Below are 13,069 nucleotides of genomic sequence, written 5' to 3' on the forward strand. Positions count from 1 at the left end.
GAATGAGGAATGCCCGCTTATTTTGCGGCAAAAACTGAGGTAACTATGGCTAAATTAAGAAGTGCAACAACAACTGAAGGGCGTAAACGCGCAGGCGCTCGTGCATTATGGCGCGCAACAGGTATGACCGACACCGATTTTGGTAAGCCGATTATTGCCGTAGTTAACTCGTTTACACAATTTGTACCAGGGCATGTTCACCTTAATCAGTTAAGTGAACTTATGGCTGAAACCATTACACAAGCCGGTGGCGTCCCTAAAGAATTTAATACTATTGCGATTGATGATGGTATTGCAATGGGTCACGGCGGCATGCTTTATTCGCTGCCTTCACGCGACTTAATTGCTGACTCAGTTGAGTATATGGTAAATGGTCATTGTGCTGATGCGATGATTTGTATTTCAAACTGCGACAAAATTACTCCAGGAATGATGCTTGCAGCACTACGCTTAAATATTCCGGTAATATTTGTATCAGGCGGTCCAATGGAAGCAGGTAAAACTAAGCTTGCTAACATCGATATTAAACTTGATTTAGTAGATGCCATGGTTAAAGGCGCTGATGAATCGGTAAGTGATGCAGATTCAGAGCAAGTAGAGCGCTCTGCGTGTCCAACATGTGGCTCGTGTTCAGGCATGTTTACTGCAAACTCAATGAACTGTCTGCTAGAAGCGATTGGTTTAGCATTGCCAGGTAACGGCACGACGCTTGCGACTCATAAAGACCGTAAACAACTTTATGTTGAAGCGGGGGCTCGTATTGTTGATTTATGTCGTGAGTATTATCAAAAAGATAATCAAGATGTATTGCCACGTGCTATTGCTAACAAAACAGCCTTTATGAATGCAATGGTTGTTGATATTGCAATGGGTGGCTCGTCAAATACGGTATTGCATTTACTTGCTGCAGCGCAAGAAGCGGGCGTTGATTTTGATATGTCGCACATTGATGCGCTCTCTCGTAAAACACCATTTTTATGTAAAGTTGCACCAGCGACACCTGAATATCACATTGAAGATGTGCACCGCGCAGGCGGCATGATGGCAATCGTACGTGAACTTGGCAAAGCAGGCTTAGTTGATATGTCAGTTAATCATGTTGCTGGGTCAACTATGGCTGAGCTCGTTAAAAAATGGGATGCAACAGATCCTACTAACGAAGCAGCGCGCAAATTTTACCGTGCTGGCCCTGCGGGCATTCGTACTACTAAAGCAATGAGCCAAGAGTGTCGTTGGGACGAGGGCGATAATGACCGTGTTAATGGGTGTATCCGAAGTGTCGAACATGCTTTTCGTCAAGATGGTGGCTTAGCTGTACTTTCGGGGAATTTAGCAGTTGATGGCTGTATTGTTAAAAGCGCTGGCGTTGTTGATGAAATGCTACATTTTGAAGGTACTGCAGTCGTGTACGAATCACAAGATGATTCTGTAGAAGGTATTTTAAACGATGAAGTAAAAGCCGGCGATATCGTGGTTATTCGTTACGAAGGCCCTAGAGGCGGCCCAGGTATGCAAGAAATGCTATATCCAACTAGCTACTTGAAATCAAAAGGCCTAGCTGAAAAATGTGCACTTATTACTGATGGTCGCTTTTCGGGTGGTACTTCGGGTTTATCAATTGGTCATGTATCACCAGAGGCGGCAAGTGGTGGTGCAATTGCTTATGTTGAAAATGGCGACAAAATCATTATTGATATCGCAACCCGTGAAATTACGTTAGCGTTAAGTGATGAAGAGCTTGAAGCACGTAAACAAAAACAATTAGCACGCGGAAAACTGGCGTACAAACCAGTTGATCGTGAGCGCTATGTATCGTCTGCCTTAAAAGCCTATGCATTACTTGCAACAAGTGCTGATAAAGGCGCAGTGCGTGACTTAGCTAAATTGGAGGCGCTTAGTTAATTATGGTCTCTCAAGAGCTCGATTATTTTCGCGCTATTATTCAAGCAAACATGGAGCCTTTGGCTAAAGTTACCGAGGTCAGCGAAATGGCTGAGCTTGGTGCTAAATTAGGTAACCATGTTTGGTTAAAGCGTGAAGACCAACAGCCCGTGTATTCATTTAAGTTACGCGGTGCGTATAACAAATTAAATAAATTACCTAAAGGCTCAGTGGTTATCACTGCTTCAGCGGGTAATCATGCTCAAGGGGTTGCACTAAGTGCTTCTCACTTAGGGCATCAAGCCACAATTGTAATGCCAGTAACAACGCCTGAAATAAAAGTAAGTGCGGTACGTGCGCTTGGCGGTGAAGTTGTGCTACATGGGCATCATTTTGATGCCGCAAAAGCACATGCGCTTGAGCTTACAGAGCAACGAAACGGTATATTTGTTCCACCATTTGATGACCCAGACGTCATTGTTGGTCAAGGTACTGTAGCACGTGAGCTCATGCAGCAATTAAACGAGCTTGATGCGGTGTTTATTCCTGTTGGCGGCGGCGGTTTACTTGCTGGGATGGCGGTTTATATCAAATCGCTGCGTCCAGATATAAAAGTAATTGGTGTAGAAGCCGACGAAAGTGCATGTTTACAAGCGGCACTTAAAGCAGGTAAACCGGTAGAGCTTGAGCGCGTTGGTAGTTTTGCTGATGGCGTAGCGGTTAAAATTATTGGCACTGAAACATTTCGCTTAGCGCAAAAGTTTTGTGATGAAGTTATAACCGTCACCAGCGACGAAATATGTGCTGCCATGCAGGATATTTTTGTATCTACCCGTGCAATAGCAGAGCCTTCAGGTGCACTTGCAACGGCAGGGCTTAAAAAGTGGAGCCAGCAGTCTGGTTTAAAAGGGTTACATTTAGCGGCTGTTTTATCCGGTGCTAATTTAAACTTTGATCGCCTGCGTTATGTTGCAGAGCGCACTGCGCTGGGTGAAAAAAACGAAGCGTTATTAGCGGTTACTATTAAAGAAGAAAAAGGCAGCTTTAAACAGTTTTGTGCTTCTTTAGGTGGCCGTGCTATTACTGAGTTTAACTATCGTTATGCAGGACCTGGTGAAGCACAAATATTTGTAGGTATTGCCCTGCGCCAAGGCGAGCAAGAGCTTAATGAGCTAAAGCAAGACTTAACAAATAATGATTACCAATTTTGCGATCTGTCGGATAACGAACTCGCTAAATTACATGTGCGCTATATGGTTGGCGGAAAAGCACCCGAGCAATTACATGAGCGCTTACTTCGCTTTGAATTTCCGGAGTATCCAGGTGCGCTTGCACGCTTTTTAGATACTTTAGGTAGTAATTGGAACATTACCTTATTTCATTATCGTAATCACGGTGGTTCGATGGGGAATGTACTGGCAGGTTTTGCTATTGAGCCGAGTCAGTATGAGATGTTTAACGAGCACTTAAACCGTTTAGGTTACAGTGTACAAGATGAAACACAAAATCCGTGCTTTAGCCAATTCTTAACATCAAAGCCCCAAGCAGAAAAAGCCGAAAAACTCGCCTCAGTATAGCCCTTCTTTAAAGGCAGGCACCTAACTAGGGTGCTTGCTTTATTACACGTTTTACATATAGTTACAGGTAATCGTCATACTTTTTGAGGACACCTAGTTGCTATTTAAAGGATTAATCATTGGATTGTGCTTTTTTTGTAGCCATATCGCGGCGCAAGAATCAGTCACATTACAGCTAAAATGGACACATCAGTTTCAGTTTGCTGGCTACTATATGGCAAAGCAAAAAGGCTTTTATAATGAAGCGGGCCTTGATGTAACCATTAAACAAGCTAATCCAATGAAACCTGATACCTTTGCTCCTGTCGCCAGTGGCGAAGCACAATTTGGAGTAGGGCATTCTGGTATTTTACAGCAACGTATAAATGGCCAACCTCTTGTTGCTATGGCTGCCTTATTGCAATTTTCACCTTACTGCTGGATGGTTAAAGACACGTCTGATATTTTTCATCCACGTGACTTTGTTAATAAACGTATCACTGCGGTAAGCAAAAATGATGGCACCGAACTACTTATTATGCTTAAACGCAGTGGCGTTGATGTCGATAAACTCAAAGTTTACGATGGCGAAAATCCAGGCCAGGCTTGGATTGAAAACAAGCTAGATGCTATGCAAGTGTATGTTACTACAGAGCCTTATTATATGACTCAACAAGGCGTTGCTCATCGACTTGTTTGCCCACAGCGTTATGGTATGGACGTATATAGCGACATTTTATTTACCAGCGAAAACATGCTTAAGAAAAATCCTCAAACGGTCGAAAAATTCTACCAAGCGAGCCTAAAAGGATGGCGTTATGCAATGATGAACATGGATGAAGCCATTGCAGTCACCCAGCAAAACTATGCACCGGGTAAAAGCTTTTATCAGCTCGCTTTTGAGGCTGAAGTACTAAAAAGTTATATAACCCCACCCACCACCAGTTTAGGACATATGTCGATAGCAAAGTGGCGCTTAATTGCGGACTTATATGGTATACAGCAAAACGAATTTGACGAAGTAAAATCTCACTTTATTTATAAATACCAAGAACCTGAAAAGATGCAGTTATCGTGGATGCTCATGGCAGCTATTTTGGTAAGTATTATTTCAATACCTTTGTATTTACGGCTGATTTTTAGTAAAAATTAACTGCTTAGGTAATTCCCGAAACTGATATAATTAATTGTCTTTTTTATTTTTTAAGCTGTTATGACTTTAGCTGAGCAATTTTTAGCACTTGATTCACTTTTAATGCGTCATCGTCAGTATTGGCAGTGCACCGCATTTGATTTTGACACTATACCTTGGCCAGAGCTACAAGGCATACTTAGCGAACTAACTGATGATCAGGTAAGCGTTCTTGATAACGATCAAAACCAGCTATACCAACTTTTTAGCCAGCACATAAGCCAACTTGATGAACTTGCAAAGCTATGTGAGTTACCTAGCTCAGCCCACTCTCAAGCTGATTATCCATTTTGGATAAGTAACGGCATTAAAGGTCGCAAGTTTGCACAGTTACAAGATTTTGTATCTGCACTACCTAATACCAAGCAACCTGTTTTAGAGTGGTGCGCGGGTAAAGGGCACTTAGGTCGAATGCTTGCGTTTAATGGCGCAAGCAATGTGCATAGTATTGAACTGCAACAAAGCTTATGCGAGCAAGGACAAAAAAGTGCACAGCAACAAGGCTTAGCAATGCACTTTAGCCAAGCAGATGTATTAAAAGACGATGTCACTCAATTTTTTAATACAGATATGCATGCTGTAGCACTTCACGCATGCGGTGGCTTACACCAAGCATTTATGCGCCAAGCAAGTTTAGCGAAAGTACAGCAAATTAGCTTTTCACCTTGTTGCTACCATTTATTCACGGCTAATGAGTACCGTGCAATGAGTGAGGATGCAAATAAAAGTGAGCTTAACCTAACGCATCGTGATTTAAAGCTCGCATTACAAGAAACTGTCACAGCGCCTTCTCGTCTGGAAAAAGTGCGTAAAACAGAACTTGAGTGGCGACTTGGTTTTGATGCACTAAGAAAGTCGATCACTGGCGAGCAATATTACGTAAGCGTACCTTCGGTCAACAAAGCTATATTCTCAGATTCGTTTAAATCGTTTTGTGCATGGGCTGCAGATGAAAAGGCAATAAAGTTACCTCAAGACATTGATTATATTAAATATTTAGAGGTTGGGGTGGCTCGAAAAAAAATAACTGACCGAGTTGAACTGGTTCGACATGTGTTCAGAAGAGCAATTGAAGTTTGGCTTGTGCTCGATCGTGCTTTATATTTGCAACAGCAAGGTTATCAAGTAAGCGTTAAAACGTTTTGTGAAAAGCAGTTAACGCCTCGTAATATTTTGATTCTTGCTAATGTCCATTAAATTTCCGTCCTCGACTTAATAAGAGATGCAATGAGAAAGTTAAAAAATTTATTCGATAACAACAAACGTTGGGCTGCTCGTACAAGTGAAGCAGACCCTGAGTTTTTTAAAATTTTATCTATGCAACAAAATCCAGAGTATTTATGGATTGGTTGTTCAGACTCTCGTGTACCTGCAAATCAAATAGTTGATTTATTACCAGGCGAATTATTTGTACATCGTAACGTTGCTAACGTGGTTGTACACACTGACCATAACTGCTTATCGGTTATGCAGTACGCTGTAGAGGTTTTAAAAGTAAAACATATAATGGTAGTAGGTCACTATGGTTGTGGTGGCGTACAAGCCGTTTTAAACAATGCTAAATTTGGCTTTATTGATAATTGGCTACGCCATGTAGGAGATGTAAAAGAAAAGCATCTTGAACAACTTGACGCAATGCCAGAAAGCGAACGTTTAAGCCGCCTTATTGAGCTAAATGTAATTGAGCAAGTACGTAATGTGTGTCGTACTAACATTGTGCAAGATGCCTGGGAGCGCGGCCAAGAACTAAGCGTTCATGGTTGGGTTTATGGTTTAGAAAACGGCCATCTTCATGATTTAGAATCTGTAGTAACGTGCGCGAGTGAAGAAACGCAAAGCTACAAAAAAGCAGTACAGTACGTACTTAAAAAAGTGGGTGAAAATAAATAAATCCATGACTAAAACGGCGGTGTTGATAGGTGCTACAGGCTTGGTCGGTAATGAGTTGCTCCATAAGTTACTTAATAGCGATCGTTATACCAAAGTAGTTACGTTAAGTCGTCGGGCTTTGCCTATTACACACGCAAAGCTAGTTAATCACGTTATTGATTTTGAAAAATTAACTCAATATGTTGAGCTTTTTAAAGGTGATGTATTGTTTTCGTGTTTGGGCACAACCCGTAAACGAGCGGGCTCGATACACGCTCAGCGTAAAGTAGATTTTGATTATCAGTTTATAGCGGCGCAGTTAGCGGCATGTAATGGCGTTACGCATTATTGCTTAGTGTCATCAAGCGGGGCGAATACGCACAGTAATAGTGCTTATTTGAAAATGAAGGGAGAGCTTGAGCAACATATTAAAGCACTCCCTTTTGATAAAATAAGTATTTTACAACCATCTTTATTATTAGGCGATCGTGAGCAATTTAGAGTGGCAGAAAAGATAGGCAGTATTATTTTTCCTGTTATTACACGATTTGCGTTTTTAAAGCGTTACAAACCAATAACTGGCGAACAAGTTGCGCAAAAAATGCTGAGTGTGAGTTTAGCTCAGCAGGCTAAGTTGTCTTATTATGTACTTGATGAGCTATTTGAATAAACTTGGTAAAACGCAAAAGGCAGCCTAAGCTGCCTTTTTTGTACATTAAATTAATACCAATTTTATTAAAAAAATGATCATTTTAGCGTATTAAATAACTCACTAACTACGTTAAAAATTATTTATATAGAACAACTATGTACCATAATTTTAGCCTTGTTATTGAGCTATTTTCTTATCGCTATAATAGAACACTAATTTAATGCAATTGGTATAATTATTCAGCGTCAGTTTTAGCGCTAAGTTGTTGCTCAAGCAATGAAACTTTAGCTTCAAGTTCGGTTAACTTTTCGCGAGTACGAATAAGTACTTGGCTTTGCACATCAAATTCTTCACGGCTCACAAAGTCCATCTCAGCAAGCTTGTTTTGTAGAACTTGCTTTGTTTTACCTTCGAGTGTGTCTGCTAGGTTTTTTACACCTTGTGGCATATTGCTAGTAATTTGCTTAGCAATTTCTTCAAGTTTTGCTGGGTTGATCATATTTGTCCCTTCGGCATTGCCTAAATGATAATAACTAATATTACCTTATACCCACGGTATTTAACACATGATCATCTTTACCTTAATTAATTAAGGCAATTGCTATGCTCGCTGTAATGGTTACGTTAAAATTGCGTGTCTTTTAAATTTCTTTGGTCGTTATGAAACTCAATCCTAAACAAGATGAAGCCGTAAAATATATTAGTGGTCCCTGCTTAGTACTCGCGGGCGCAGGCTCTGGTAAAACCCGTGTTATTACGAATAAAATCGCTTATTTAGTGAAAAAATGTGAGTACAAAGCGCGAAATATTGCCGCCGTTACTTTTACCAATAAAGCAGCCAAAGAAATGCGTGAGCGAGTACTGCAAACGCTCGGTAAGCAAGACGCTAAAGGTTTATGGGTATCAACGTTTCATACACTCGGTTTAGAAATAATAAAAAAAGAGTTGAGTACATTAGGGTTTAAACCCGGCTTTTCGCTATTTGATGATCAAGATACCAATCAGCTTCTTAGTGAACTCACCGAAGATGAGCTAAAAAAAGACAAGGACTTACTCAAACTACTTAAAATGGAAATTGGTAGTTGGAAAAACGAATTAGTACTGCCAGAGCAAGCAATACGCGAAGCGCGTGATGCGCAAAAGGCATTGTTTGCACAGTTGTATGCGCGATATCAAAATCAACTGCGTGCTTATAATGCACTGGATTTTGATGATTTAATTATGATCCCTACTTTGTTACTTACTAATAACGCCACATCTCGTGAGCGCTGGCAGCAACGCTTTAAATACTTGCTGGTGGATGAGTATCAAGATACCAATACAAGCCAATATCAACTTGTTAAATTGCTAGTAGGCGAGCGTGCCCGTTTTACTGTGGTAGGTGATGACGATCAATCAATTTACTCATGGCGTGGTGCTCGCCCGCAAAACTTAGTGTTATTAGGTAAAGACTACCCTGGGCTTAGACTTATAAAGCTTGAACAAAACTATCGAAGTGCAGGGCGAATACTAAAAGCGGCTAACATTTTAATTGCCAATAACCCACATGACATAGAGAAAAAGCTATTTAGTGAGCTAGGTTATGGTGAGCCGATTAAAGTAATAGGGTGCCGCGATGAAGAGCATGAATCTGAGCGTGTGGTTGCTGAAATAATTTCACATAAGTTTATGAAGCGAACCAGCTATAAAGATTATGCGATTTTATATCGTGGTAATCATCAAGCACGTGGCTTTGAAAAATCACTAATGAGTAACCGTATCCCTTATAAAATTAGTGGCGGTATGTCGTTTTTCGCTCGCTCAGAAATTAAAGATATTATGGCGTATTTACGTTTGCTAGTTAATCAAGATGATGACAATGCTTTTTTACGTATCGTAAATACACCGCGACGCGAAATAGGTACGGTTACCCTTGAAAAGCTTGGTACGCTTGCTAATGAAAAGCACGCGAGCTTGTTTGCTACCTGTTTTGATAACGATTTAGGCTACAGACTAAAAGGGCGTGGCTTTAATGCGCTTGCAGGGTTTGCACGCTGGGTTGTTGAGCTATCTGATAACGCAGTACGCGGTGATACGCTCGAAGCTGTTAAAGACTTAGTGCGTAATATTAATTACGAGGCATATTTGTACGAGTCGTCACCGAGTGCAAAAGCGGCTGAAATGCGTATGAAAAACGTATCAGAGCTGTATCGTTGGATAACAGATATGTTGACAGGTGATGCCGACAACGAACCAATGACATTAGCCGAGGTTGTTAGCAAGCTAACCCTTCGCGATATGCTTGAGCGTAACGAAGAAGAAGATGAAACCGATGCAGTGCACTTATCAACACTACATGCATCAAAGGGCTTAGAGTACCCGTACGTATTTATGGTGGGTATGGAAGAGGGTTTACTTCCGCATCAGGTAAGTATTGATGAGGACAACGTAGATGAAGAACGTCGCTTAGCTTATGTTGGTATTACTCGCGCACAGCAGGAGTTAACACTTACTTATGCAAAGATACGTCGTCAATTTGGTGAAACCTCACAAACTGAATTAAGCCGATTTGTACAAGAGTTACCGCAGGACGATCTCGCGTTCGAAAACAAAAAGGCGCCAAATACCCAAGCAGAGCGCATGGAAAAAGGCCAAGCAAGAGTCGCTAACTTACGAGCGATGTTTAAAAAGCCTGAGTAATACCTCAGGCTAACTTTATAAAGACTGGGTTGCTTGCACTTCAGGTAACTCAGAACATACTAGAGCGTGTTGTTTTCCTACAAAAAATGCCAAACCGTGTTTATCTAATAAAGCTATAAAATTAAGTATTGATGGGCCTTTAGCAATGACCTTCATTGCTTTGAGCTTTGTAATTGCAAGCACGCCCTGTAGCTGAAAATCGTAACTTTCTTGTTGTAAAACACGTTTACTAAAGGTCGAGCTAAGTAGTAAATAATCAAAATTAATATCGGTTAGTAAATTAAGTTCGCACCTGTCTTTAGCAAAATTGTTTAAACCAATTGAATAACCAAGTTGTGATAGCGTTTTGAGGTTTTTTATTTGCGTTGCACATGCGTGGCGAATTTCTTGTTCATCAAATAATAAACAGAGTTGGCTTTGTCCTTGTTGTTTATTTAGCGTATCTGTAAATAAAACAAATTCGTGTTCCTCAAGTAGCAAACCAGAGCAAGGAACCAATGCCATAGCTACATTTGCAGTAATTGCTTGTGCATAGGCGCGTTGTAATAGTTGTAACTCTACTTGCAGATGCTGCTCTTTATCTGATGCAAACTTTTTCAAAATATCAAAGCTAGTAAAGCCAAGTATTGGGTGTTCACCAAATGCTTCAAATAAAGATTCAGACTGTTGTTGCTCATCAAGCGTAATTATTTCTGAGCTTCTAAAACTCATAGGTAATATATCAAGGTGATGTTGTGCTTTTAGGGTCTGCGCAGGTATTGATTGCGTTAATAGCGGATGAAATAACTCGTAACGGTTTTTTCCTGAGTTTTTAGCGTGATACATGGCGGCATCGGCATCACGAATAATTTCATCTGTATGCGTATAGCTTTTCTTTGAGTAGGTTATCCCTATACTTGCGCCACTTTGTAAAGACTCACCTTTGAGATAAAAGGGTTTTTTCATTAAATCTATAATACGATTTGCAACATCTTCTGCTTGTTGAGGCTCAGTTAAATGGGTTAATAAAATAACAAATTCATCCCCGCCTAAACGTGCTAGTAAATCATGCTCGCGTATACATTGGGCAAATAACTCACTCACGTTAATTAAAAATTGATCGCCTGCATGGTGGCCAAGCTGATCGTTAATATCTTTAAATTTATCTAAATCGATAAACAAAACAGCAAAGTGGTGCTCAGGAAAACGTTGATAATGTTGTAGCGTTTTTTCTAGCTGAGTTAAAAATAGACTACGATTAGGCAAGCTCGTAAGTGAATCGTGATGTGCATCATGATAAAGCTGCTGCTCTATTTTTTTTCGCTCATCTATTTGCATTTGTAAGTGCAGATTAGTTTGACGCAATTCTTTGGTTTTTTCGTTTACTCTAAATTCGAGTTCTTGATGGCTTTTTGCAATTGCTTGATTGACGAGCTTTGTTTGTAAAACAGCTGCAATTTGATGCGATACAAAGGTAATTAACTCGCAATCATCTCGGCTGAAAATATGTTTGTTATCGTAGGCTTGGCAAACAATAAGGCCGATAACACCTTGAGCTGTTTTAAGTGGAGCGCCTAACCAGCTAGTGGCCATTTGCTCTTTTGGCACGGGAGCAGAGCGTTGTACCACCCCGCTTTCTATTAATTCTTTTGCTCTACATGGGTGTATTAGTTGTGTTTCTTCGGTGCTTATTACCAGTTCGCTATAACCTTTAGCAAAGCGTCTTGGCTGTGTATTTTCTTTAAATTCATCTACGCAATAAGGAAAACTAATCCACCCTGTTTCTTTATCATAAAGTGCAATATATAAGTTTTCTGCGTAGGTAATTGTTTTTATTATTTCGTGTATCTTAAAATAAGCGTCATCAAGGTTTTTAGCTTGTGTTGCTATCTCAGATATTTTAAATAGAATTTGTTGGCGTTGAAGTGCGCGTTTACGCTGCTCTATTTCAAGGTTTAGTGCATCGTTACTTTGAGTGAGTGCGCGGGTGCGAATTTTAACTTCTGACTCAAGAAGCTCTCGTTTTTTTACACGCTCTATTGCAGTTGCCAAATAAAGCGACATAAACTCGAGTAATTGTATTTGCTGTGAGCTATAGCCTTGTTTTGTATCGTAACTTTGCGCTGCTAAAACACCGATAATATTGTGTTCTTGATAAACAGGTACGCCTACCCAGTGTTCGGCAGGAGTGCCTAATGCTTTAAATAAACCTTCTGCTGCAGCATCTTGCATTTGCTGCTTGGTAAAACATGTGGTTTTACCCTGTTTAAATACATAACCCGTGGCGCCTTCATCAAAGCTATTTGATTGGTTAAGGGCGACGGCAATACCATCTTTTTCATCTGAAAAGTAAGAAAGTTCCAGTGATTGACTGTACTGATTTAGCAGCACCACATAAAAACTTTTACTAGGTACGTACTTTTGTAAAATGTCATGGATGGCGGGGTATAGCAGGGTTAGCTCGGCCACAGTACTTGCCTGCTCTGATAATTGGATCAGGGCATTTTGTAAGTGATGTGATTGTTTGTATTTTTCGAGAAGCGCTCTAAGGCGTTTATTTTGATACGCCAATTTACTCGATACTGATAGTTTATCTTCCAATGATCTAACCGGCTATTTTTATTGTATAGTTATTAGCCTTATACTTTCACTTTTAGTGCTTATCGTCAAGTTGATATTCCTACTAAAGCAGTAGCTAGACACACTATTTTAGGCATTAAAAAAGGCTTACAGAAGTAAACCTTTTTTGTATATTTCAATCGAGCTTATTTAGATGTCATAAAGTCGATAGCAGCGCTAATCTCATCATCAGAACAATCCATACACGTGCCTTTTGGAGGCATAGCATTAAAGCCATTTAGTGCATGCTCAAGTAAAGTGTCTTTACCTTTAGCAATACGTGGAGCCCAATCGTCAGCCGATTTAGGCGCGCCTAGTGCACCAGTGCCGTGACATGCAAAACATGCACCTTGATATACTTGCTCACCAGAACGAGGACCTGTAGGCGCCGCTGCAACTGCAGCTTTATCGCCTTCAAGGTATACAGCACCAACCGGCGCGAGACGTGCTTTAATTGCATCTTCAGTCATAGAGTTATCATATGGCTGTGCGTATGCAGTGGTTGCTAGCAATAATAATGCTGCAGCTGTTAATTTTTTCATTTTGCCTTGCTCACTTCGATTTGAACGTGATCAATCACGATTAAAGATGACGGAAATTAAACCGATTATAACTCTCTGAGCCAATTTATAAAATGCTAAG

The 13,069-nt window shown here is 40.4% G+C and carries 10 protein-coding genes; 7 read left to right on the forward strand and 3 right to left on the reverse strand.

Features of this window, described 5'->3' with window-relative positions; genetic code table 11:
• Positions 1-45: 45 nt before the first annotated feature.
• From ilvD to JG479_RS01560, 6 genes are all read left to right on the forward strand, one after another.
• Entirely contained in the window at positions 46-1,902 is a 1,857-nt protein-coding gene (ilvD, locus tag JG479_RS01535; RefSeq protein WP_024596945.1) for a dihydroxy-acid dehydratase, read from the forward strand.
• A gap of 2 nt (positions 1,903-1,904) precedes the next feature.
• The gene (ilvA, locus tag JG479_RS01540; RefSeq protein ID WP_039485942.1) at positions 1,905-3,458 is read left to right on the forward strand and encodes a threonine ammonia-lyase, biosynthetic; all 1,554 of its coding nucleotides are present in this window, start codon (positions 1,905-1,907) and stop codon (positions 3,456-3,458) included.
• Positions 3,459-3,555: 97 nt separating this feature from the next.
• Positions 3,556-4,590: an ABC transporter substrate-binding protein gene (locus JG479_RS01545; protein ID WP_052201200.1), complete on the forward strand. Its 1,035-nt coding sequence runs from the start codon at positions 3,556-3,558 to the stop codon at positions 4,588-4,590.
• 60 nt (positions 4,591-4,650) lie between these two features.
• The gene (locus tag JG479_RS01550) at positions 4,651-5,826 is read left to right on the forward strand and encodes a methyltransferase (protein WP_039485940.1); all 1,176 of its coding nucleotides are present in this window, start codon (positions 4,651-4,653) and stop codon (positions 5,824-5,826) included.
• Between the two features lie 30 nt (positions 5,827-5,856).
• A complete protein-coding gene (can, locus tag JG479_RS01555) occupies positions 5,857-6,519 on the forward strand; it encodes a carbonate dehydratase (RefSeq protein WP_039485938.1) in 663 nt (220 codons plus the stop codon).
• 4 nt (positions 6,520-6,523) lie between these two features.
• Positions 6,524-7,168, forward strand: coding sequence for an NAD(P)H-binding protein (locus JG479_RS01560; RefSeq protein ID WP_039486098.1), 645 nt, complete (start codon positions 6,524-6,526; stop codon positions 7,166-7,168).
• Positions 7,169-7,385: 217 nt separating this feature from the next.
• Here JG479_RS01560 and ubiK read toward each other — a convergent pair whose 3' ends face one another.
• Positions 7,386-7,649 carry a ubiquinone biosynthesis accessory factor UbiK gene (ubiK, locus tag JG479_RS01565; RefSeq protein ID WP_002959905.1) on the reverse strand — a complete coding sequence of 88 codons (264 nt, stop codon included), beginning with the start codon at positions 7,647-7,649 and terminating at the stop codon, positions 7,386-7,388.
• Positions 7,650-7,810: 161 nt separating this feature from the next.
• On the opposite strand from ubiK, the gene rep reads away from it, so the two are divergent.
• Positions 7,811-9,829, forward strand: coding sequence for a DNA helicase Rep (gene rep, locus JG479_RS01570; RefSeq protein WP_024605304.1), 2,019 nt, complete (start codon positions 7,811-7,813; stop codon positions 9,827-9,829).
• 15 nt (positions 9,830-9,844) lie between these two features.
• On the opposite strand, the gene JG479_RS01575 is transcribed toward rep, so the two are convergent.
• Both JG479_RS01575 and JG479_RS01580 read right to left on the reverse strand, forming a co-directional pair.
• Positions 9,845-12,409 (reverse strand): sensor domain-containing diguanylate cyclase, encoded by a 2,565-nt coding sequence (locus tag JG479_RS01575; protein WP_138488409.1) that lies wholly within the window; start codon positions 12,407-12,409, stop codon positions 9,845-9,847.
• Between the two features lie 164 nt (positions 12,410-12,573).
• Entirely contained in the window at positions 12,574-12,969 is a 396-nt protein-coding gene (locus JG479_RS01580; RefSeq protein WP_002959908.1) for a c-type cytochrome, read from the reverse strand.
• Positions 12,970-13,069 lie beyond the last annotated feature (100 nt).

This window comes from Pseudoalteromonas sp. LC2018020214, assembly GCF_016598755.1.
GTDB classification, from domain to species: Bacteria; Pseudomonadota; Gammaproteobacteria; order Enterobacterales; family Alteromonadaceae; genus Pseudoalteromonas; species Pseudoalteromonas distincta.

Bases quoted from the DNA above. Each gene is read 5' to 3' on its own strand.
- ubiK (WP_002959905.1), bottom strand. From the start codon at position 7,649: ATGATCAACCCAGCAAAACTTGAAGAAATTGCTAAGCAAATTACTAGC.
- JG479_RS01560 (WP_039486098.1), top strand. From the start codon at position 6,524: ATGACTAAAACGGCGGTGTTGATAGGTGCTACAGGCTTGGTCGGTAAT.
- ilvD (WP_024596945.1), top strand. From the start codon at position 46: ATGGCTAAATTAAGAAGTGCAACAACAACTGAAGGGCGTAAACGCGCA.
- ilvA (WP_039485942.1), top strand. From the start codon at position 1,905: ATGGTCTCTCAAGAGCTCGATTATTTTCGCGCTATTATTCAAGCAAAC.
- JG479_RS01580 (WP_002959908.1), bottom strand. From the start codon at position 12,969: ATGAAAAAATTAACAGCTGCAGCATTATTATTGCTAGCAACCACTGCA.
- rep (WP_024605304.1), top strand. From the start codon at position 7,811: ATGAAACTCAATCCTAAACAAGATGAAGCCGTAAAATATATTAGTGGT.
- JG479_RS01550 (WP_039485940.1), top strand. From the start codon at position 4,651: ATGACTTTAGCTGAGCAATTTTTAGCACTTGATTCACTTTTAATGCGT.
- can (WP_039485938.1), top strand. From the start codon at position 5,857: ATGAGAAAGTTAAAAAATTTATTCGATAACAACAAACGTTGGGCTGCT.